23 protein-coding genes are annotated in these 19996 nt (G+C 57.6%); 13 read left to right on the top strand and 10 right to left on the bottom strand.

Annotated features, from left to right (window positions below; all coding sequences use genetic code 11):
* The first annotated feature begins 61 nt into the window (after nt 1–61).
* Nucleotides 62–514, top strand: a complete 453-nt coding sequence (locus ACR0J0_RS20440) for an Lrp/AsnC family transcriptional regulator (protein WP_480665836.1) — start codon at nt 62–64, stop codon at nt 512–514.
* 117 nt (nt 515–631) lie between these two features.
* Nucleotides 632–1210, top strand: coding sequence for a PA14 domain-containing protein (locus tag ACR0J0_RS20435; RefSeq protein WP_480665835.1), 579 nt, complete (start codon nt 632–634; stop codon nt 1208–1210).
* 36 nt (nt 1211–1246) lie between these two features.
* On the opposite strand, the gene ACR0J0_RS20430 is transcribed toward ACR0J0_RS20435, so the two are convergent.
* Nucleotides 1247–2206 (bottom strand): L-malyl-CoA/beta-methylmalyl-CoA lyase, encoded by a 960-nt coding sequence (locus tag ACR0J0_RS20430; protein WP_480665834.1) that lies wholly within the window; start codon nt 2204–2206, stop codon nt 1247–1249.
* Nucleotides 2207–2501: 295 nt separating this feature from the next.
* Here ACR0J0_RS20430 and dgcN point away from each other — a divergent pair, with 295 nt between their 5' ends.
* From dgcN to ACR0J0_RS20415, 3 genes are all read left to right on the top strand, one after another.
* Entirely contained in the window at nt 2502–3503 is a 1002-nt protein-coding gene (gene dgcN, locus ACR0J0_RS20425) for an N-acetyltransferase DgcN (RefSeq protein WP_480665833.1), read from the top strand.
* A 74-nt stretch (nt 3504–3577) separates the two neighbouring features.
* Complete coding sequence (dgcA, locus tag ACR0J0_RS20420; RefSeq protein WP_480665832.1) at nt 3578–4543, top strand: N-acetyl-D-Glu racemase DgcA; 966 nt, start codon at nt 3578–3580, stop codon at nt 4541–4543.
* An 11-nt stretch (nt 4544–4554) separates the two neighbouring features.
* Nucleotides 4555–5415, top strand: coding sequence for a D-amino-acid transaminase (locus tag ACR0J0_RS20415; RefSeq protein WP_480665831.1), 861 nt, complete (start codon nt 4555–4557; stop codon nt 5413–5415).
* Between the two features lie 43 nt (nt 5416–5458).
* On the opposite strand, the gene ACR0J0_RS20410 is transcribed toward ACR0J0_RS20415, so the two are convergent.
* From ACR0J0_RS20410 to ACR0J0_RS20400, 3 genes are all read right to left on the bottom strand, one after another.
* The gene (locus ACR0J0_RS20410; protein ID WP_480665830.1) at nt 5459–5773 is read right to left on the bottom strand and encodes a DUF1244 domain-containing protein; all 315 of its coding nucleotides are present in this window, start codon (nt 5771–5773) and stop codon (nt 5459–5461) included.
* 112 nt (nt 5774–5885) lie between these two features.
* A complete protein-coding gene (locus tag ACR0J0_RS20405; RefSeq protein ID WP_480665829.1) occupies nt 5886–6125 on the bottom strand; it encodes a DUF6868 family protein in 240 nt (79 codons plus the stop codon).
* 87 nt (nt 6126–6212) lie between these two features.
* Nucleotides 6213–6950, bottom strand: coding sequence for an N-formylglutamate amidohydrolase (locus ACR0J0_RS20400; RefSeq protein WP_480665828.1), 738 nt, complete (start codon nt 6948–6950; stop codon nt 6213–6215).
* Nucleotides 6951–7082: 132 nt separating this feature from the next.
* Between ACR0J0_RS20400 and pyk the strand changes: the two genes are divergently transcribed.
* The 7 genes from pyk (at nt 7083) to ACR0J0_RS20365 (ending at nt 12684) form a co-directional block, all read left to right on the top strand.
* On the top strand, nt 7083–8528 hold the full coding sequence (gene pyk / locus ACR0J0_RS20395) for a pyruvate kinase (RefSeq protein ID WP_480665827.1): 1446 nt from the start codon (nt 7083–7085) through the stop codon (nt 8526–8528).
* A gap of 246 nt (nt 8529–8774) precedes the next feature.
* The gene (locus ACR0J0_RS20390) at nt 8775–9212 is read left to right on the top strand and encodes a universal stress protein (protein WP_480665826.1); all 438 of its coding nucleotides are present in this window, start codon (nt 8775–8777) and stop codon (nt 9210–9212) included.
* A 14-nt stretch (nt 9213–9226) separates the two neighbouring features.
* Nucleotides 9227–10777, top strand: coding sequence for an alanine/glycine:cation symporter family protein (locus ACR0J0_RS20385; protein WP_480665825.1), 1551 nt, complete (start codon nt 9227–9229; stop codon nt 10775–10777).
* A gap of 181 nt (nt 10778–10958) precedes the next feature.
* Nucleotides 10959–11159: a 50S ribosomal protein L35 gene (gene rpmI / locus ACR0J0_RS20380; protein ID WP_010443552.1), complete on the top strand. Its 201-nt coding sequence runs from the start codon at nt 10959–10961 to the stop codon at nt 11157–11159.
* A 14-nt stretch (nt 11160–11173) separates the two neighbouring features.
* Nucleotides 11174–11539, top strand: coding sequence for a 50S ribosomal protein L20 (rplT, locus tag ACR0J0_RS20375; RefSeq protein ID WP_152457001.1), 366 nt, complete (start codon nt 11174–11176; stop codon nt 11537–11539).
* Nucleotides 11540–11783: 244 nt separating this feature from the next.
* Entirely contained in the window at nt 11784–11954 is a 171-nt protein-coding gene (locus ACR0J0_RS20370) for a hypothetical protein (protein WP_480665824.1), read from the top strand.
* Nucleotides 11955–12000: 46 nt separating this feature from the next.
* A complete protein-coding gene (locus ACR0J0_RS20365) occupies nt 12001–12684 on the top strand; it encodes a phosphatase PAP2 family protein (RefSeq protein ID WP_480665823.1) in 684 nt (227 codons plus the stop codon).
* A 105-nt stretch (nt 12685–12789) separates the two neighbouring features.
* On the opposite strand, the gene ACR0J0_RS20360 is transcribed toward ACR0J0_RS20365, so the two are convergent.
* Together ACR0J0_RS20360 and ACR0J0_RS20355 are read right to left on the bottom strand one after the other, a co-directional pair.
* Nucleotides 12790–13251, bottom strand: a complete 462-nt coding sequence (locus tag ACR0J0_RS20360) for a hypothetical protein (protein ID WP_480665822.1) — start codon at nt 13249–13251, stop codon at nt 12790–12792.
* A gap of 162 nt (nt 13252–13413) precedes the next feature.
* Nucleotides 13414–14811 carry an aminotransferase family protein gene (locus tag ACR0J0_RS20355; RefSeq protein WP_480665879.1) on the bottom strand — a complete coding sequence of 466 codons (1398 nt, stop codon included), beginning with the start codon at nt 14809–14811 and terminating at the stop codon, nt 13414–13416.
* Nucleotides 14812–15031: 220 nt separating this feature from the next.
* Between ACR0J0_RS20355 and ACR0J0_RS20350 the strand changes: the two genes are divergently transcribed.
* Nucleotides 15032–16660, top strand: coding sequence for an acyl-CoA synthetase (locus ACR0J0_RS20350; RefSeq protein ID WP_480665821.1), 1629 nt, complete (start codon nt 15032–15034; stop codon nt 16658–16660).
* On the opposite strand, the gene ACR0J0_RS20345 is transcribed toward ACR0J0_RS20350, so the two are convergent.
* The 4 genes from ACR0J0_RS20345 to ACR0J0_RS20330 form a co-directional block, all read right to left on the bottom strand.
* Entirely contained in the window at nt 16657–16998 is a 342-nt protein-coding gene (locus ACR0J0_RS20345) for a DOPA 4,5-dioxygenase family protein (RefSeq protein WP_480665820.1), read from the bottom strand. The genes ACR0J0_RS20350 and ACR0J0_RS20345 overlap by 4 nt on opposite strands.
* Nucleotides 16999–17218: 220 nt before the next feature.
* Entirely contained in the window at nt 17219–17416 is a 198-nt protein-coding gene (locus ACR0J0_RS20340) for a DUF2783 domain-containing protein (RefSeq protein ID WP_480665819.1), read from the bottom strand.
* 5 nt (nt 17417–17421) lie between these two features.
* Complete coding sequence (locus ACR0J0_RS20335) at nt 17422–19032, bottom strand: FAD-dependent oxidoreductase (protein WP_480665818.1); 1611 nt, start codon at nt 19030–19032, stop codon at nt 17422–17424.
* Nucleotides 19033–19347: 315 nt separating this feature from the next.
* Nucleotides 19348–19884 carry a dihydrofolate reductase family protein gene (locus ACR0J0_RS20330; protein ID WP_480665816.1) on the bottom strand — a complete coding sequence of 179 codons (537 nt, stop codon included), beginning with the start codon at nt 19882–19884 and terminating at the stop codon, nt 19348–19350.
* Nucleotides 19885–19996 lie beyond the last annotated feature (112 nt).

Genomic DNA, 19996 nt, shown 5'->3' with positions numbered 1-19996 from the left:
TGCCTTAAATTCAACAAATGAAATTGCGTTTTAGTGCGCTTCTTCGCTAATGTCGCAATTAATGACGAAAATTGACCATATAAATCGGCAAATATTGCGAGAGCTCTCGCATGATGGCCGCATCAGCAATCTGGATCTGGCGGATCGGGTAGGGTTGTCGCCGTCTGCCTGCCTGCGCCGCGTTCAGGAACTGGAGCGTTCGGGCGTTATCTCGGGCTATCGTGCGGTTTTGAACCCGACGGCGCTGGGCGTCGGTTTTGTGGCCTATATCGGTGTTGGGCTCGGCGAACATACCAAGGCCGCGCAGGAGGGGTTCGAGCGTGCTCTGCAGTTGTCGCCCGAAGTGGTCGAGTGTCACAACATCACGGGCACGATCGAGTATCTGCTGCGTGTGGAATGTGCCGACCTTCCGTCATACAAAACCTTCCACACTGAAGTACTCGGCACGCTGCCGCATGTGACCTCGATTACCTCATACGTGGTGATGGATTCGCCGAAGGATACGCGCGCCTGACGTTGGGATTGTGAACCTTAACTGCCTTGCAGGGTGAATTTTCAGGGCCTAGTGTCTTCTCAAGGGTCCGGTTGAAGTGAGGGGAAACCTCAATGGGCCGCACACAGGGAGAAGACTATGAAACTCATTCGGATCGGGACGCTGGCTACGGCTATGGCGTTGATCGCAGGCGTGGCCATGTCCGCGCCGCTGAAATTGCAACCTGCTAACCCGCAGCCCAGCCCCAAAGCGGGATTGAATGTGAAATATGCGTGGGAAGGAAACCCGCCGCGCAAGATTCAAAACCTTGCCAAGGTTAAGCACTTGCTGAAAAAGGCGCAGGCTGGCCAGCCTTTGCGCGGTTTGGACTACCGCGACACTGCTGAGGGCGACCCGGTCCTGACGTTCAACGAAGCCTATAACGTTGCTGCTGAGATCACGGGCTACATCCGTTTTGACTCGCCCGGAATTTACGAGCTGGAAACCTGGTCCAATGACGGTATCGACGCCTATGTCGGAGGCCAGCAGATCGGATATGTCAATGGGCGTCAGGGATGCGAGGCCAACCAGCGCACTGAGGTCGAGGTTCCGCAGGCCGGGTGGTATCCGCTGAACATCAAGTATTTTCAGAAATACGGAACATCCTGCCTGATGATGAAATGGGGCAAGCAGGGCGAGCGGGTCACCTGGACGCCCAACGACGTGTTTGGCCGCTAAGAATAAAGGCGCCCGGTGGGCGCCTTTATTTTGTGTTTAGCTTGCTGCGATCAGCTCGGCCTGTGCCACGATGACCTCAGCTTGTTTGATCGACGCAATATCGACCAGGCGGCCTTTGTAGACTGTCGCGCCCTCTCCGTTGGCCTTGGCCTGTTCCATCGCGGCCAGAATTTCGCGCGCTTCGGACACGGCTTCTTCTGACGGGGTAAAGACCTGATTGGCCAGCGCGATCTGCTTGGGGTGAATTGCCCATTTGCCGACCATTCCCAGTGTGGCCGAGCGTTTTGCCTGCGCGATATAGCCTTCGTCATCCGAGAAGTCGCCAAACGGACCGTCCACCGGCAGCACACCGTGAGTGCGACAGGCGGCAACGATGGCCGCCTGCGCCCAATGCCACGGATCAGACCAGTGTTTTTCGCCTTCGCGCAGCATGTAATAGTTTTCCTGCGTTCCACCGATCCCGGTGGTCTGCATACCCATCGAGGCCGCGAAATCCGCCGCACCGAGGCTCATCGCCTGCATACGGGGGGAAGAGGCTGCGATTTTTTCGACATGGGCGATACCCGCAGCGGATTCGATGATGACCTCAAAGCTGACTGGTTTGGTGCGGCCCTTGGCGCGTTCGATGGCCGTGACCAGCGCGTCGACGGCGTAGACATCCGCCGCGCATCCCACTTTGGGGATCATGATCTGATCCAGACGGTCGCCAGCCTGTTCCAGTAGATCAACCACGTCGCGGTACCAATAGGGTGTGTCCAGCCCGTTGATGCGGACCGACATGTACTTGTTGCCCCAGTCGACGGTATTCAGCGCTTCGATCACGTTCGCGCGCGCCACATCCTTGTCCGAAGGCGCGACCGAGTCTTCCAGATCAAGGTTGATCACATCCGCAGTCGAAGCAGCCATTTTCGGGAAAAGCTTGGTGTTTGATCCGGGTCCGAACAATTGGCAGCGATTGGGGCGCGCGGGGGCGGCGGGTTGAATGCGAAAGCTCATCTGGACCTCGTGCGAGAAAGGAAATTACGATTTTCTTGCCTCATGAGGTATTAAATTGCGCAGGGCATGGCAAGTATCTTTGTGCAGCTGCGGCATTGCAATCGCAGCAATCGCCGAAAAACAGGAGCAAAACAGTGATTAAAGTTTAATCGCTTTGAAAACTTGAAAAATTGATGCGCGAAATATGTAAACTGCGCAAAATTTTCCCGCACGATGGGGCGTCGATGGTCGAAAACGCGAAACACTCGTGGAATTCGTCCCCTAGGCTGCGTCGGAATCAAAGGAGTGAACCGCAATGATCGAGACACCGTACCTGCTGTTTTTGGGCGATGCGCCCGACCAATTGGCGGCCAAAGTGGCAGTTGGCATCAAGGACTGGCGTCCTGAAAATGCCGTGGGCCAGTACCGTATGGACGCTTGCAAGGCTGATCTGGGCCTGACCGACATGAGCCTGACCGAAGCGAAAGAAGCTGGCGCAAAGACTCTGGTCATCGGCGTGGCCAACCGTGGCGGCGTCATCAGCCAAGAGTGGAAAAAGGTTCTGGTGATGGCGCTGGAGGAAGGTTTTGACTTGGCCTCGGGCCTGCACAACCTGCTGCGCGACGAGCCCGATCTGGTTGCCGTCGCCGAAGCTACCGGCCGAAAGCTGCACGATGTTCGCGTTCCCGAAGTCGAATATCCGATCGCAAATGGCATCAAGCGCAAGGGAAAGCGTTGTCTGGCCGTGGGCACCGACTGCTCGGTTGGCAAGATGTACACGGCCATGGCGATGGATGCCGAGATGCGCAAGCGCGGCATGAAGTCGACTTTCCGCGCCACCGGACAGACCGGCATCCTGATAACTGGTGACGGCGTGCCGCTGGACGCTGTCATCGCGGACTTCATGGCAGGCTCGGTCGAATGGCTGACACCTGACAATGACGATGACCACTGGGACCTGATCGAAGGGCAGGGCTCGTTGTTCCACGTGTCCTATTCGGGCGTGACCATGGCGCTGATCCACGGCGGCCAACCGGATGCCCTGATCCTGTCGCACGAACCGACCCGCGAGCATATGCGCGGTCTGCCGACGTATCAGTTGCCGACACTGGAAGCCCTGCGGGATACGGCGCTGGCACTGGCCAAGGTGGCCAACCCGGACTGTCAGGTTGTGGGCGTTTCGGTCAACACGCAGCACATGAGTGAAGCCGACGCCACTGCCTATCTGGCGAAGATCGAAGCCGATATGGGACTGCCTGCCACAGACCCATTCCGCTTTGGTTCGGGCAAACTGGTGGATGCACTGGCCGCAATGTGATCTAAGCGGTGCGCCGGAGGCGGGGTTGTCCGCCTCCGGCGGGAGTATTTTTAAAAAGATGAAGGAGCTGGCGCGTGCAGGTAGAAGTCTCTCGTGACGTGTTTCGGCTGGCGCAGGTGTTCACCATCTCGCGCGGGTCTCGGACCGAAGCAAAAGTGCTGACGGTACGGGTGTCTGACGGAATGCATCAGGGGTGGGGCGAATGTGTGCCCTATGCCCGATATGACGAAACGCTGGAATCGGTCGTGGCCGAGATCGACGCGCTGCCTGCCGAGTTCACCCGAGACAGCTTGATGGACCTGTTGCCTGCAGGTGCTGCGCGGAATGCGGTGGACTGTGCGCTGTGGGACCTGGAGGCCAAACGGGCTGGAAAACGGGCCTGGGAACTGGCTGGATTGCCGGTGCCGGGTCCCGAGATCACGGCGTATACTCTGTCGCTCGACACGCCCGAGAAAATGCAGGCGCAGGCGGCCGCGAATGCGCATCGTCCCTTGCTGAAGATCAAGCTTGGTACTCCGGATGACATGCCCCGGCTCGAGGCCGTGCGCGCAGGCGCGCCGGACGCCAAGATCATCGTGGACGCCAACGAGGGCTGGTCGGCCGAGGTTTATGCCGATCTGGCTCCGCACCTGGTGCGACTGGGCGTTGCATTGGTGGAACAACCTCTGCCTGCAGGGGAAGACGACGCGCTGATCGGGATGGATCGTCCGGTGCCTGTATGTGCGGACGAGTCCTGTCACGACCGCACCAGCCTGCCAAAGCTGAAAGGCAAATATGATGTGGTCAACATCAAGCTGGATAAAACCGGCGGCCTGACCGAGGCGCTGGCATTGCGTGAAGCTGCCTTGGCAGAAGGCTACAAAGTCATGGTCGGCTGTATGGTCGGCAGCTCTTTGGCTATGGCCCCTGCGACACTGTTGGCACAGGGCGCAATGGTTACAGACCTTGACGGCCCGCTGTTGCTGGCCGAAGACCGCGACACCCCGCTGATTTTTGATGACGCCGGAGTGCACCCGCCTGTGGCGGCACTTTGGGGCTGAGGAGACAAGACATGACCCGCACCGTTTACGTAAACGGCGACTACCTGCCCGAGACCGAGGCCAAGGTATCCATCTTTGACCGTGGTTTTCTGTTCGCAGACGCCGTTTACGAAGTCACTAGCGTTCTGGACGGCAAGCTGATCGATTTCGAAGGCCACGCCGTGCGCCTGAAGCGGTCGCTGGACGAGCTGGAGATGGCCGAGCCCTGCACCAAGGAAGAACTGCTGGAGATTCACCGCAAACTGGTGGAGCTGAACGGCATCGAAGAAGGTCTGGTCTATCTGCAGGTCAGCCGTGGCTCGGATGGCGATCGGGACTTTGTATTCCCGTCGGCGGATACCAAGCCCAGCCTCGTTCTGTTCACTCAGAACAAGCCGGGCCTGGCCGATAGCCCCGCAGCCAAGAAGGGTGCCAAGATCATCTCGATCGAGGATATTCGCTGGGGCCGTCGCGACATTAAGACCGTGCAGTTGCTGTACCCGTCGATGGGCAAGATGATGGCCAAGAAGGCAGGTTGTGACGACGCGTGGCTGGTTGAAGACGGTTATGTGACCGAAGGCACCAGCAACAACGCATACTTCGTCAAAGGCGGCAAGATTGTCACCCGCCCGCTGTCGAACGACATTCTGCACGGTATCACCCGCAAGGCGGTTCTGCGCATGGCGGCAGAGGCCCAAATGGAAGTGGAAGAACGCCTGTTCACCATTGAAGAGGCGAAAGAGGCAGACGAGGCCTTCACCACCTCGGCCAGCGCCTTTGTCATGCCGGTGGTTGAGATCGACGGCGTGACCTTGGGCGACGGAACGCCCGGCCCAATCGCGAAACGGTTGCGCGAGATTTACCTGGACGAAAGCCGCAAGGCCGCAATCTAAAGAAAGAGGCCCGCCGATCTGGCGGGCCTTCTTCGTTTCAGGACTAGCCCTTATCAGTGACGTTCTCTTCGAACGCGACCTTGAAAGCGGCCTGTTTTTCGGGACTCGCCTCGGTCTGGTATTTGGCCTTCCACTCATCCATCGTCATGCCATAGAAAATCTCGCGGGCCTCGTCTTTGCCCATCTCAATGCCTTTTTCATTGGCGGCTTCCTGATACCACCGCGACAGGCAGTTGCGGCAGAACCCGGCCAGATTCATCATGTCGATGTTCTGCACATCCTTGCGGTCTTCCATCAGGTGCTTTTGCAACCGGCGGAACGCGGCGGCCTGAAGTTCGATTTCGGTTTGCTTGTCCATGGTCTGGCTCCGACTGGTTTTCTGGCGTTCTGAGCCTGACTTAACGATCCAAACGCGGTCTTACAACAAACACGAAGGGCCTTGCGGCCCTTCGCGGCTTTGGACATTGGTCCTATGCCAGTTTAAGTGCCAGCCATGGCATCATGCAGAACACGATTGTCAGGATCTTGTAGTTGGCAAGATACCTAAAGTAGGCCCTTTTGACCTCTGCACGTTCCATTTGGAACATTCTGCTGTGTATTCCGGCGATCCAGTCCCGAAAGCCTATGATCATCAGCGTGGTAAAAAGCAGAAGGGCGATGTTTAGAACCGTCATCCAGCCGAAGACGGTCGTCAGGAATTCCTGAGTCATGGTCGTCTCCTTTCCTGAAATATATGGGGATCAGGAGATGCGCTCACAATGACGTGAGCGCCGAAAACGACCTGCATTGACCTTACGTCACAACCTGCTTTCGTCCAGTGCGTCCTGCAGGATCGGTGCCAGACGCTCTGCCCATTCTCGCTGCCCTGCATTATCTGCAATCAGGTCATTTCTCAGTTCTATCAACGCATTAGGCCGTCCAAAGCTGGTGCAGTGCTTGTCAATCGCATCACCCGGCAGAACACCGGTATACGGCTCATTGACGCCGACGGACAGATCGCCCTCGGCCTTCAGCCGGTTGATCAGGGGGCGCGAGAAGCGTTCGTCCGGCGTGTGCAGAATTCCGATGTGCCATGGGCGCGGTTCTCGTCCCCGCAGCTGCCGTGTGAACGAGTGCATGGAAACGATCACCGCATGGGGCAGCGCGGCCATCTGTGCCAGTGCTTCATGATAGGGGCGGTAGCACATATTCAGACGTCGTTCACGCTCGGCCGCGTCGGCGTGGCGGTTGCCGGGAATGATCGAACCGTCATAAAGCTTCATCAGCAGGGTCGGGTCATCTTCACCTCGGTTCGGGTCGATCACGAGCCGAGAAAAATTGGCGGCGATCACCGGGGCGTTCAGGATCTCTCCCAGATGTTTCGACACCTCATAGGCCCCGACGTCATAAGCGATATGGCGCTCCATATCCTCGCGCGGCAGTCCCAGGTCGCCGCCGTTGATTTCGGGCGGAACCGTGTTGGTTGCGTGGTCGCATGTGATCAGCCAGCGCGAGGGGCGATCGGCGCCGTGGATAAAAAACGGGGAATACGTCATAAGCCTGTCATCTAGTTTGTCGCAGGTGTAGGGCAGTTGCTTTGAAAAGGGAATTGCGCAATAAGCGGCCTGAGCAATGTTTGCGGTAACATTGTTGCCGACTCAAGATAAGACGTTAGGAGAGCAAGACCGATGCGACGCCTGAGAAATGTGAAAATCGTGGCGACGCTGGGACCGGCGTCGAACGATTATGACACCATTCGTGCTTTGCACGAGGCCGGAGCGGATGTGTTCCGCCTGAACATGAGCCACGGCAGCCATGACGAGATCCGTGAACGGCACCGTATTATCCGGCAGGTTGAAAAGGACTTGGAAAGCCCGATTGCGATTCTGGCTGACCTGCAGGGTCCAAAATTGCGGGTTGGTGTCTTTGCCAATGATGCCGAGGAACTGGAGGAGGGGGCTGAATTTCGCCTGGATCTCGACCCTGTGCCCGGCGACGTCAGCCGCGTGTGCCTGCCACATCCCGAGATCTTCGCCGCACTGGAGCCGGGTGCGCGTCTGTTGGTCAATGACGGCAAAATCCGCCTGATCGTGAAAGACTGTGGCCAGGATTTCGCCAATTGCACGGTTGAGGTCGGCGGCACGATTTCGAACCGCAAGGGCGTGAACGTACCCGACGTGGTGCTGCCGCTGGCGGCCTTGTCCGCCAAGGACCGCGACGATCTGGAATTTGTTTGCCAACTGGGTGTGGATTGGTTGGCGCTGAGCTTTGTGCAGCGTGCCAAGGACGTGTTCGAAGCCCGCGCGTTGGCGGATGGCCGCGCCTCTATCCTTTCCAAGATCGAAAAGCCTGCCGCAGTTGAGGCGTTTGACGACATTCTGGATGCGTCGGATGGGATCATGGTCGCTCGCGGCGATCTCGGTGTTGAGCTGCCGGTTTCTGCGGTGCCGCCGATTCAGAAACGGTTGGTCCGGAAATGCCGTGCAGCGGCAAAGCCGGTCATCGTCGCCACCCAGATGCTGGAGAGCATGATCGAAAGCCCGATGCCCACCCGGGCTGAGGTTTCGGACGTCGCAACGGCGATCTATGAAGGTACCGATGCGATCATGCTCAGTGCTGAATCGGCCGCTGGTTCCTATCCCATCGAAGCAGTGCAGACCATGAACAAGGTCGCCATCGAGGTCGAGGCCGATCCGACCTATACGCAGATCATCGCGGCCTCCCGCACGGCCAAGGGGCACTCCGTCGCGGATGGCATTGTGGCCGCTGCGCGTGAGATCGCGGAAAAGACGGATATCAAAGCGATTTGCTGCTTTACACAAAGCGGCACCACCGCATTGCTGACTGCTCGGGAACGTCCCGGCGTGCCTATCATCGCGATGACGCCAGCCACCGGAACTGCGCGGCGTCTGTGTCTGAGCTGGGGGTGCCATTGCGTGATGACGCCTGAACTGGAGCGGTTCAAAGGGGCTGTCGTCAACGCGGCCCGTGCGGCCCGTGCCGGTGGGTTCGCATCCGAAGCCGATCAGATCGTTGTAACCGCTGGCGTGCCTTTCAACGTCCCGGGAACGACCAATATTCTGCGCATCGCACCCTGCGATGAGCGTCTGATCTACAATACAGATCCCGGCTGATCTGAGAGAATTTAGGTGCGCCACAAGCCTGTGCCTTTAATGGCGCGCCTATTTTTTACGCAGAAAATATACAATAATTTCAAAGTAAAACCGAATTCTTGGTTGAATTTGGAAGATAACCCTCTATTTTTTCGTGTTTTTCCGGGATACTTAACCACAGGGCGGTCTACTCAATAAGTTCCAGGTTCCGGCTGCCCTGCCGGGGGCACGGGCCCCGGACAACCAAAAAAATATTGGAGGAACGACATGACAACAAAAATTGTCATTGGACTGGACGGGACAGAAACCGGCGAACGCGCCGTTGCCTTCGCCAAGGATCTGGCAAAACGCATCGGAACGTGTGAATTGCTGGTGGTCTACGTCATCGAATGGTCCCCATTCACATTTCAGACGCCGGAAGAAAACGCGCTTCGGCACAAGCGGCGTGAAGAAGAGGTCGCCTTGGCGACCAACCGCATCGTCACTCCTGTCGTCGATGGGCTGACTGCGGACGGGTTTACGGCAAAGGGCATAGTGCGCCACGGCGACGTCGCTGAAACCTTAAACACGATCACGGTCGACAACGGCGGTTCGCAGATCATCGTCGGGCGCGCCTCGGCGGATGGATTCAAAAAACGCCTGTTTGGCAGCTCGACCCAGAATCTGGTCATGCACGCCGACGTGCCGGTCACCGTCGTCAACTGAGGGGAGGGACAAGAATGAACATGCTTAAACATCTTGGTCTGGCTGCGGCGGCCGCCCTGTTTACCAGCCCCGCAATGGCACAAGAGGCCGTCGGTCTGGACGACAAAATCAATCAGGCATTCGCCGACTTCACCGGGCCGTTCGTCAGTTTCATCTTTGCCCCGTTTCCCGGCACCAGCGTGCCGTGGATCGTGTGTTGGCTGGTGATCGCCGCTTCTGTTTTCACGTTATATTTTGCCTTTGTGCAGCTTAGGTTCTTTGGCCACGCAATCAGCCTTGTGAAAGGTGATTATTCTGATCCCAACGACGCGGGAGAGGTCAGCCACTTTCAGGCTCTGGCCACGGCGCTGTCGGGTACGGTCGGCCTGGGCAACATCGCCGGCGTGGCGGTGGCCGTCGGTATCGGCGGGCCAGGCGCGACCTTCTGGATGATCGTCGCCGGCCTGTTGGGCATGGCGTCGAAATTCACCGAATGTACGCTGGGTGTGAAATATCGAAATGAATACGAGGATGGCACCGTTTCGGGTGGCCCGATGTATTATATGTCCAAAGGGTTTAAAGAACTGGGCCTGCCGGGCGGTAAGATTCTGGCGGTTCTGTTCTCGATCTTCTGTATCCTTGGCGCGCTGGGCGGCGGCAACATGTTCCAGGCCAATCAGGCGCACCAGCAGATCGCGGGTATCACCGGCGACTATCCCGGCTGGATCACAGGCCTTGTCTTCGCCGGTATCGTGTTTGCAGTGATCGTCGGTGGCCTGAAGTCCATCGCACGCGTGACCGAAAAGGTCGTTCCGTTCATGGGCGTCATGTACGTGCTGGCCGCTTTGGTGATTATCATCATGCACGCAGACCAGATCGGCTGGGCCTTTGGTCAGATTTTCGAGGGCGCCTTCACGGGGCTTGGCGTGGCTGGCGGTATGGTCGGCGCGCTGATCCAAGGCTTCCGTCGTGCGGCATTCTCGAACGAAGCGGGCGTGGGTTCTGCGGCGATCGCGCACTCGGCCGTGCGGACCAGTGAGCCGATCACAGAAGGCTTTGTGTCCCTGCTGGAACCGTTCATCGATACGGTCGTGATCTGTACCATGACCGCACTGGTGATCATCATCACCCAGCAGTTGATCATCGATCCGGAAACCGGTCTCTACATGCTGACCGAAGATGGCAGCGCGATTGCAACTGTCGACGGTAACTCGGGCGTCAGCCTGACCTCGGCGGCCTTTGCCAGCGCCTTTAGCTGGTTCCCATATGTGCTGGCGATTGCGGTGGTCTTGTTTGCCTTCTCGACCATGATCAGCTGGTCCTACTATGGCCTCAAGGCCTGGACCTACCTGTTCGGCGAAGGTCACACCAAGGAGCTGGTGTTCAAGGTGATCTTCTGCATTTTCGTTGTCATCGGCGCGGCCGCCAACCTCGGCCCGGTCATCGACTTCTCGGATGCGGCGATCTTTGCGATGGCTGTCGTGAATGTCTTTGCGCTCTACTTCCTGATGAAAGTGGTACGCGAAGAACTGGCATCTTACGCATCGCGGCTGAAGAGCGGTGAAATCCGCAAATTCGAACATTAAACCAATCCACCGGGGCGGCGATGTCGCCCCGGTGCCAGACCAAGCTGCGAAAAGCGCAGATTCTGGTCCAAACCCCCTTGCCAGTATGACTGAACTTGCGTAAACGGCGCTTCTGATCGCGTGACCGGCCGAGATGGCATGCCGAGTCGCGTTTAGTACCGAACCCTGAAAGGAGACGGAAATGCCTAAGATGAAGACCAAGTCGAGCGCCAAGAAGCGCTTTAAGGTGACTGCGACCGGTAAGGTCCTTGCTGGCCAAGCCGGCAAACGGCACGGCATGATCAAGCGGACCAAGAAGTTCATCCGCGATGCCCGTGGCAACACCACCCTGTCCGCCCCCGACGCCAAGATCGTCAAGGGCTACATGCCCTACGACCGCTAAGAGGAGATTAAGAGATGTCCCGCGTTAAAGGTGGAACCGTAACTCACGCCCGTCACAAGAAGGTCATCAAGGCCGCCAAAGGTTACTATGGCCGCCGCAAGAGCACCTTCAAGGTTGCCCGTCAGGCCGTCGACAAGGCCAATCAGTACGCAACCCGCGACCGTAAGAACCGCAAGCGCAACTTCCGCGCGCTGTGGATCCAGCGTATCAACGCTGCTGTCCGTTCGCATGACGAAGCACTGACATATTCCCGCTTCATCAACGGCCTGAACCTGGCCGGTATCGAAGTGGACCGCAAAGTTCTGGCCGATCTGGCCGTGCACGAACCGGAAGCGTTCGGCGCGATCGTCGCCAAAGCTCAGGCTGCTCTGACTGCCTGATCCTCTGAAAAGAGACAGTGAAAGAAGGGCCGTCCCGCTTGGGGCGGCTTTTTTGTTGTGTGTATCTGTCGTGGGCTTTTGTACTTTCGCCTGCTTGTTCCCGACATCCGGCCCTGCAGGTTGGGTTCTTGGTTACACGCTAAGTCGGGCTGACGATCAGTACGTTAAGCAAACTTAATCGAAGCACAGTTTTTGAAGCCAGAATCCATCAACACGTGAAGGTCACCTATCTGGAGTTGATGTGATGATACGCACCGCTGCTTTGGGCCTTGTGGCCCTAAATTTAGCTTTTCTAAGCAACCCTGCGTCTGCAGCCTGTACTTTCGGAACTGATGAAGTGACAGGTATGGAGACAATCATCTGTGAAACGGGCAGTGAAACCTCGGTCTGGGGAACCCTGATCGCCGAAGCCTGATACTTTTTCAGATGTACGCGTTGTTTAGCCTGAGGGGGAAGTAACGATGTTCAAGAGTACTATTGCAGTAGTTGCGTTCGTTGCCCTGTCCGGCCCCGCCATATCAGGCGAGTTCTACCCTGCGAACAGCGTCGATACCGTGGGGCTGATTGGCCCGCCTGCCGAACCCGGCTCGCCGGCGTTCGAAAAGGAAATGTTCACCGTCATGTGGCTGCAGGAAAGCCGGACGGCCGAACAAATTGACTTTGTCCAACAATCGGTAGATCTGGAGCGCTTTGCATCCATCGTTGCAACGGGACTTTTGGACGTCGACACACAGCTTTTGAGTGAGACGCTGGATCAAATTATCAATGAAGTTCGTGACGACTACAACTTGGTTAAGGCGACATATGACATACCGCGGCCTTTCGTGATCAACGACGCTGTTGAACCTGTCGCTACGGCATTCCCGGTCACGTCATATCCCAGCGGGCATACAATCCGCGCCATTGTCTATACGTCGGTCCTCTCGGATGTCTTCCCCGAGCATTCAGAGACGCTTGAGAAGCTAGGACGCGAAATCGGTTACGGACGTGTTATCGGAGGCGTGCACTATCCTATGGACGTTGTTTCCGGCCAGGTTTTGGGCGAGACCTATATGGATGTGATCAGAGATCAACCAGCCTATCAACAGGCGTTGGAGGCAATTCGGGGCGCCGGTGAAGCGGTGGAAACGCCAATCACTCAATAGTCAGCCGTCGCTGCTGCGGGCTAAATCCAGGGTTAAACTGTATTCTATCAAGCGTCTGACGCGCTGCCGTGATCTGTTCAAACTGATGTGTTTCGTCAAGACGGATTACTGATCCGCGCCTTTCTTCACCAACTGCGCAGCGAAGGACACGCCGGTTCCCGGTCCGGCATAGGTGACCATGATCACGTCATCCAGATAAACGCCGTTGAAAATCCCGGCCGAAACGTCCTCGCCTGAAATCCCAGCTTCGGCCAACACAAAGCGGGTCGGTTCGTCCAGGCTGAACGTACCCATGGCTTCTTCCACAATCCATTCCGTGTCGCCAATCCGCCGCCAGCGGTTGGTGGCGGTGATCAGGTTGCCGTCCAGTTTGGTGATCTCCAGCTCCATTTCTGTCTTCAACAGACCTTTCTCGTGGTTCGGGTTCGATTTGGCGAAGGCCACCAGGTAAGTGCCGTGCCAAGTGCCGACGATCTGGGGGAAGCCACTGCCATCATCGGCGCTGGCTGGGGCGGCGACCGCGATAAGGGCAAGGGTGGCAAGGCTCCGGATTAGATTGAGTACCATTGGACACGTCTCCTGCATGGGGTGTGGTCGGTATAGGGTACTCGAGGTGTGGGAATTGGCAAACCCGTGTCAGAAAACACAAAAAAACCGGCGCGGTGGGCGCGCCGGTTCAAGTTCATCTGCCGGAAGTGCGTGAGTGGTGGCAGATGTATTCAGTTAGGTTCAGCCGAATACGCGACCCAGTGCGCCATCGACCGCGTCGGTGATCTGGTCGATATCGTCCGCAGTGGCGATCAGCGCAGGCGAGAAGCACAGCGTGTTATTGCGGCTTGGGATCGAGCGGTTGGTGGCTCCGATGATGACGCCCTGCGCCATACAGTCAGCCACAACCGCCTGAACCTTTTTCTCGTCCATCGGCTCTTTGGTGGCACGGTCAGCGACCAGTTCTGCGCCCAGGAACAGACCCTTGCCGCGCACGTCGCCGATGACTTTGTGCTTTTCCATCAGCGCCTGCAGGTTGCCCATCATGCGATTGCCCATGTCGGTGCAGTTCTGCAGCAGATTTTCGTCTTCGATGATACGCATGTTCTCGATCGCGGCAGCCGGACCGGCGGTGCAGCCACCAAAGGTCGAGATGTCGCGGAAATAGCTCAGCGGATCCGACATGTCGTCTTTGAACATGTCAAAGACTTCTTCGGTGGTGACCATAACGGCGATTGCGGCATAGCCCGAGGCAACGCCTTTGGCCATGGTCACGAAGTCGGGCTTGATGCCGTACTGCTGATAGCCGAACCACGTGCCGGTACGACCCACGCCGCAAACAACTTCATCGATGTGCAGCAGGATGTCGTACTTTTTGCAGATCTCTTGTACCCGCTCCCAGTAGCCTGCTGGCGCTTCAATCACGCCGCCGCCTGCGGTTACCGGCTCAAGGCACAGCGCACCAACGGTTTCCGGACCTTCGCGCAGGATCACCTCTTCGATGGCGTCAGCGGCTGCTTTGCCGAATGCCTCGCCGGACAGGTCTTCCATACCCAGCTCGTGCTTGCGGTATTCCATGCAGTGCGGAACGCGGACGAAGTCGGGTGCGAAGGGGCCATACTGCGCCGTACGCTCGTCCTGACCGCCTGCCGACATGGTTGCCAGGGTCGAGCCGTGATAGTCGCGGTCACGATACAGGATCTTGGTTTTCTTGCCGCCATAGCGCTTGTGCGCGATCTGGCGAACCATCTTGAAGGCCTTCTCGTTGGCTTCAGAACCGGAGTTGGTGTAGTACACCCGGCTCATGCCCGGCATCTTGTCGATCAGCTTTTCAGCAAAGATCGAACCAGGGATCGAACCCGCGGTATTGGCGAAATAGCACAGCTTCATCAGCTGGTCGTGAACCGCCTTACAGATCGATTCGCGGCCATAGCCGACGTTTACGGTCCAGACACCACCGGACACGGCATCCAGGTGCTCTTTGCCGTTCTGGTCCCAGACACGCATGCCTTTGCCTTCAACAATGATCTTCGGATCATTGGTTTCCAATGGCTTATGCTGCAGCAGGTGGTGCCAGATATGGGCGCGGTCTGCTTCGACTACGTGGGAAAGATCGTTTTCGTTGAACGTGCCGTCCATGACATGTCCTTTCAGAATGGCTGGTGCGCGGGTTGCCATAAATCGGCGGTCCCGGCCTTTTGTTTTCGATGGCTCAGATCACCGCGAAAGCACTGTCGGAGATAGGGCCAGATTGCACCATCCCGTAATTCCAGTCCATGGCCGTGACGTATTTTTACGGGTTTGTCAGATGAACGACTTTGTGCTCAATTCGCCGGAATTGAAGAGGGAGGATCAGCAAATGACACAAGCCAACATCTATGAGCGTCATTTGGACAAATGCCGGGCAAATTACACGCCGCTGTCGCCGCTGAGTTTTATCGAGCGGACCGCGCTGATCTACCCGGATTACCCTTCGGTGGTTTATGGCGGACGCCGTTTCACATGGGCTGAAACCTATGCTCGCTGTCGTCGTATGGCGGGCGCATTGTCTGCACGTGGTATCGGGGCGGGTGACACGGTTTCGATGATCGCCGCCAACATCCCCGAGATGTATGAGGCGCATTTTGGCGTACCAATGGCGGGCGCGGTCCTGAACACCATCAACACACGGCTGGATGCGCCAATCATTGCCTTCATCCTGAATCACGCAGAATCAAAGATTCTGTTCGTCGATCCCGAGTTTTCAGGGGTGGTGAAAGAGGCGCTGGAACAAGTCGATCACGACCTGTTGGTTATCGATATTGAGGACCCAAGCTTTGACGGAGGCGAGAGGCTCGGCAACCTGACCTATGACGCGTTGCTGGCCGAAGGCGACCCTGAGTTCAACTGGTCCCTTCCCAGGGATGAGTGGGACGCAATCACGCTGAACTACACGTCCGGCACCACAGGCAACCCGAAGGGAGTCGTGTACCACCACAGGGGGGCCACGTTGAATGCGCAGTCGGACCTGCTGGACTGGAACATGCCGAAGCACTCGGTCTACCTATGGACGCTGCCGATGTTCCATTGCAATGGTTGGTGTTTCCCGTGGGCGATGGCCGCGAACGCCGGCGTTTCGGTCTGTCTGCGAGCCGTTCGGGACGAGCCGATCTATGCGGCGTTCCGGGACGAGAAAGTGACCCATTTCTGCGGTGCGCCGATCGTGCTGAACATGTTGGCAAATGCGCCCGATCACCTCAAGGATTTCGATCATGAGATCAAAGTGATGACTGCGGGCGCGCCGCCGCCCGCAGCCGTTATCGAAAGCATGGAGAACATGGGCGTAGAGGTCACGCATGTTTACGGTCTGACCGAGACGTATGGTCCCTCGGTCGTCTGCGCCTGGAAAGACGAGTGGAACGACAAAGCGGCCGAAGAACGCGCTGCGCTAAAGGTCCGTCAGGGCGTTCGTTACACGGCTTTGTCAGGGCTGATGGTTGCCGATTCGGACACGCTCGAACCTGTGCCCGCGGATGGCGAGACGATGGGTGAGATTTTCATGCAGGGCAACGTCGTCATGAAAGGCTACCTGAAGAATGCCGATGCCACGGACAAGGCATTCAGGGGCGGCTGGTTTGCGTCGGGCGACCTGGGTGTGATGCACCCGGACGGCTATGTCGCGCTTAAGGATCGCTCAAAGGACATCATCATTTCGGGCGGCGAGAATATCTCATCGGTCGAGGTCGAGGATATTCTTTATAAGCATCCTGCCGTGATGGAAGCCGCCGTAGTCGCGCGTCCGGATGAGAAATGGGGCGAAACGCCCTGTGCGTTCATCGAGTTAAAGCCAAATGCGCAGGCGACCGATGCTGAGATCATCGCGTTCTGCCGGGATAACATGGCCCATTTCAAGGCCCCAAAAACGGTTGTGTTCGGACCTTTGCCTAAGACCTCGACCGGTAAGATTCAAAAATTCAAACTGCGGGATCAGGCGCGGGCGCTGACTTAAGCGCCCAACTTGTCAAAGATCGACAGATCAAGTTCCAGCATTTCACCCATCCAGATGGCCCGATCCCGGTGATCCGCAAGATGGTCGCCGGTTTCCGGGTGGGTGAAGATTGTCAGGCCCTGCCGGTTCAGCATCAACCACGGAATCACCTGATCGAATGCGTCTGGGCCAAAGCCCAGTTGGCAACTCCACCGGGGATGCGGGCCAACATTGCGGGCGTGCATCCGGCCCATTTGCACGGGAAACTGGCGCGCCGCCTCTTCGCAGACCTGCTGGGCGATGTCCTGAGTTTCGGCGTCGAAATAGATGTGGGCGTGATAGCCGGTGATTTCAGGCATAAAGACCTCCTGCCTTCGTTTCGACGAATTTAGGCTGGTACGACAGGCATTACCACTTGCGCCCAAACACAGACGCTGTGCGTTGTTCAAGGCGGTGCATTGGCATCTGGGTGTGCTGCGATAATGGCAGGATGTTTCGCGCAATTCGGACCCGGTAACTGGCCGATGACCGCCAGAAATCATACAGCACCACGCCACCCAGGCCGTTCTCCTTAATCCATCAGCTGTCTTTCAGCGTGGCGGCTTTCAGAGCTTGTGACAAGACGTCCTCGTTGCCGATGTGATTGGCCAGGATCAGCACCAGACGCGCATTCAGGGCGTCGCTGTCAGGCCTGTCCAGCCCCTCATGGGCTGCTACCAGATCGGCATAGAACCCATCGGCATTGTCCAGATTGGGGGTGAGGATCAGATCGGTCATGTCGCTTACTCCTTACCGGTTGCCCGGCGGATTGCCTGCCGGAATGCGTTTTCCTCGAACGTGTCACGCCGCGCGGCAACGTGTTGATCCGGACGGATCAGATAAACCGCGCTGGTAGCATCACCCAGATATCGGCGTTTCAGTTCCAGCGTCGGATCGTCTTTGACCGAGAGCGCCAGACGCGTGGCCTTGATCCCGCCTTCTTCGATGCTGTCCGGAGCATCCGCATCAATTGTCAGCAGCGTGAATTTACCCGCCAGTTTCGGCAACAGGAACTCATCGCCCAACGGCGCGTCCGGGCAGGCCGAGCCGGGGCGCGTGATGTCCGGCCCGTTCAACGCATCCGCCGAGCTGAGCGACGATGCGCTATAGGCGCAAGGGGTGCTTAGCCGGCCTGAATTTACCAGCGGTCGCGCAAATTCGTAATGTTCGCTGAGGTCCAGAACCGCGTCGCGCAACAGACGGGACATATCGGATTTCGGCGTGATGAACTCGGTCGAGCGTGTGGACATGCGGATGTTCTCATCTGCGGCCTCCACCCTCTCGCGGCTGTAGCTATCCAGCAAAAGCTCGGGCGCTTGTCCGTCGATTACAAGTTTCAGCTTCCAACAGAGGTTGTCCGTGTCCTGCAGTCCGGAATTGGCGCCACGGGCCCCGAACGGGCTGACCTGATGGGCGCTGTCACCGGCGAACAGCACACGCCCGTAACGGAACCGTTCCATCCGGCGGCATTGGAAGGTGTAGATCGACACCCATTCCAGATCGAACTTGACGTCTTCGCCCAGCATCGCCTTGAGGCGGGGGATGACATTTTCGGGCCGCTTTTCCTGCTCTTTGTCGATGTCCCAGCCCAATTGCAGATCGATGCGCCAGACATTGTCAGGCTGTTTGTGCAGCAATGCGGATTGTCCCCGGTTGAAAGGCGGATCGAACCAGAACCAGCGCTCGCTTGGGAAATCGGCCTCCATCACCACATCGGCGATCAGGAAATTGTCTTCGAACACGCGGCCTTCGAAATCCAGACCCAGCATGCGGCGGGTCGGCGAATTCGCTCCGTCGCAGGCGATCAGCCAATCAGCTTCAATGTTGTAAGGGCCTTCTGGCGTTTGGACTTCAAGCTTGACGTGGTCGTCGTGGGTGCCAATGGCTTCGACCTTGTTGCGTCCGCGGATTTCAACAGGCGCGCCCTCGGCCTGCAATTCCCGAATACGATCGACGAGGGCTTTTTCGAAGTAATACTGCTGCAGGTTTATGAAAGCCGGGTTGGCGTAGCCCGTGTCCGGTTGCAGGTTGAATTCATAGACCTGCCGGTCGTCGAAATAGACCTTTCCGGCATCCCAGAATACGCCTTTTTCGACCATCGGCTGGCCCGCGCCCAGACGGTCTGCGATGTCAAGCGTGCGTTGCGAGAAGCAGATCGCGCGGCTGCCGAAACTGACCTTGTCATTGTCGTCCAGCACAACGACCTCGACCCCTTGCTGGGCCAGATCGATTGCCGCGGCCAGGCCAATTGGCCCCGCACCGATCACGATCACTTTGTGCCGCACCGAGCTTGCCGCATCCTGATCCGGGCTGCGTTCATAGGCATAGAGTGGAACTTCGAAGATCTTGTTCATGGGTTCTCCCCCGATACTCTGGCGCCGACGGCGCACACGATCCTGTCCTTCGGCATGGTCATGCCGAGGGCTTCAGGTCATGATTCCACCTATTTCCGCGGCGCAAAACGATCTGGATCAAGTTTACACGACTTCTTCAGCCGTGCAGGGCCTCCCACATCTCGGGATCGCACCAGCCGATAGGTGCTGTCTACGAAGTCGCGCGTGTTTTTGATTACACCAATCGACGAACTGCCCGCTGCCGATTTCGAAAAAAAAGACTGTCTTTTCCTACATGTCCCCGCCACTGGGACGCACAGGTATTGGCCATTCAGTTCAATGCTTGATGCTGTAGTCGATTTGTAAAATGCCGCCTGGGTGTTGCGAGACTTCGTTCAGATCCAGATATCGCTGATCTCCGGGCGCAAAGCAGGGAAGACCCCGACCCAAAAGGATAGGCATAATGAAAACACGCACTTTATCGAACATCCCGGCTTCCAGAGCCGCACGTTGCGTTTCACCGCCGCCCATAACCCAGACGCGCTGATGCCCGGCCTGTTCAATGGCATTTCGCAGCGCATCGATATTCCCTGCAGCAGCAACGTGCTTTCCCTGATAACCCATTTGCCGCGTCAGCACGTATCCAGCGCGGTCTTCGTAGGGCCAGCCCCAGCCAAGCACTTGCTCATAGGTTGACCGGCCCATGATCAGCGCGTCAATTCCGCTGATGAAGTCACCATAGCCGCCGTCGTCCCCGTCGGCGGCCAGCTTCTCGTTGAAAGGGTTGAGCCAGTCGACGCTGCCGTTCTCATTTGCGATGAACCCGTCGAGGCTCATTGCGATGTATCCGACATACGATACGCCTTGGCCCATTTCCATCACCGTTTGAACGGGTTTTCGATCGGTGGTTGGACGGTTCCGATGCAGTCGCCGAAGCCGATGGTATAGCCGTCTCCCTTTGCGCTGCCGCGCAGTGTCAGCGTGT

Source organism: Ruegeria sp. BF12 (genome assembly GCF_056538705.1).
The sequence above is the reverse complement of the archived record's forward strand: the minus strand, read 5'-3'. Positions and strand labels throughout refer to the sequence as shown.

What these genes read in the sequence shown, in the direction of transcription:
- ACR0J0_RS20360 (WP_480665822.1), bottom strand. Translation starts at nt 13,251, where the DNA reads ATGGTACTCAATCTAATCCGGAGCCTTGCCACCCTTGCCCTTATCGCG.
- ACR0J0_RS20370 (WP_480665824.1), top strand. Translation starts at nt 11,784, where the DNA reads ATGATACGCACCGCTGCTTTGGGCCTTGTGGCCCTAAATTTAGCTTTT.
- rplT (WP_152457001.1), top strand. Translation starts at nt 11,174, where the DNA reads ATGTCCCGCGTTAAAGGTGGAACCGTAACTCACGCCCGTCACAAGAAG.
- ACR0J0_RS20345 (WP_480665820.1), bottom strand. Translation starts at nt 16,998, where the DNA reads ATGCCTGAAATCACCGGCTATCACGCCCACATCTATTTCGACGCCGAA.
- pyk (WP_480665827.1), top strand. Translation starts at nt 7,083, where the DNA reads ATGCGACGCCTGAGAAATGTGAAAATCGTGGCGACGCTGGGACCGGCG.
- ACR0J0_RS20390 (WP_480665826.1), top strand. Translation starts at nt 8,775, where the DNA reads ATGACAACAAAAATTGTCATTGGACTGGACGGGACAGAAACCGGCGAA.
- ACR0J0_RS20435 (WP_480665835.1), top strand. Translation starts at nt 632, where the DNA reads ATGAAACTCATTCGGATCGGGACGCTGGCTACGGCTATGGCGTTGATC.
- ACR0J0_RS20410 (WP_480665830.1), bottom strand. Translation starts at nt 5,773, where the DNA reads ATGGACAAGCAAACCGAAATCGAACTTCAGGCCGCCGCGTTCCGCCGG.
- dgcN (WP_480665833.1), top strand. Translation starts at nt 2,502, where the DNA reads ATGATCGAGACACCGTACCTGCTGTTTTTGGGCGATGCGCCCGACCAA.
- ACR0J0_RS20350 (WP_480665821.1), top strand. Translation starts at nt 15,032, where the DNA reads ATGACACAAGCCAACATCTATGAGCGTCATTTGGACAAATGCCGGGCA.
- ACR0J0_RS20405 (WP_480665829.1), bottom strand. Translation starts at nt 6,125, where the DNA reads ATGACTCAGGAATTCCTGACGACCGTCTTCGGCTGGATGACGGTTCTA.
- ACR0J0_RS20415 (WP_480665831.1), top strand. Translation starts at nt 4,555, where the DNA reads ATGACCCGCACCGTTTACGTAAACGGCGACTACCTGCCCGAGACCGAG.
- ACR0J0_RS20440 (WP_480665836.1), top strand. Translation starts at nt 62, where the DNA reads ATGACGAAAATTGACCATATAAATCGGCAAATATTGCGAGAGCTCTCG.
- ACR0J0_RS20385 (WP_480665825.1), top strand. Translation starts at nt 9,227, where the DNA reads ATGAACATGCTTAAACATCTTGGTCTGGCTGCGGCGGCCGCCCTGTTT.
- ACR0J0_RS20430 (WP_480665834.1), bottom strand. Translation starts at nt 2,206, where the DNA reads ATGAGCTTTCGCATTCAACCCGCCGCCCCCGCGCGCCCCAATCGCTGC.
- ACR0J0_RS20335 (WP_480665818.1), bottom strand. Translation starts at nt 19,032, where the DNA reads ATGAACAAGATCTTCGAAGTTCCACTCTATGCCTATGAACGCAGCCCG.
- ACR0J0_RS20400 (WP_480665828.1), bottom strand. Translation starts at nt 6,950, where the DNA reads ATGACGTATTCCCCGTTTTTTATCCACGGCGCCGATCGCCCCTCGCGC.
- ACR0J0_RS20355 (WP_480665879.1), bottom strand. Translation starts at nt 14,811, where the DNA reads ATGGACGGCACGTTCAACGAAAACGATCTTTCCCACGTAGTCGAAGCA.
- ACR0J0_RS20330 (WP_480665816.1), bottom strand. Translation starts at nt 19,884, where the DNA reads ATGGGCCAAGGCGTATCGTATGTCGGATACATCGCAATGAGCCTCGAC.
- ACR0J0_RS20365 (WP_480665823.1), top strand. Translation starts at nt 12,001, where the DNA reads ATGTTCAAGAGTACTATTGCAGTAGTTGCGTTCGTTGCCCTGTCCGGC.
- ACR0J0_RS20340 (WP_480665819.1), bottom strand. Translation starts at nt 17,416, where the DNA reads ATGACCGATCTGATCCTCACCCCCAATCTGGACAATGCCGATGGGTTC.
- rpmI (WP_010443552.1), top strand. Translation starts at nt 10,959, where the DNA reads ATGCCTAAGATGAAGACCAAGTCGAGCGCCAAGAAGCGCTTTAAGGTG.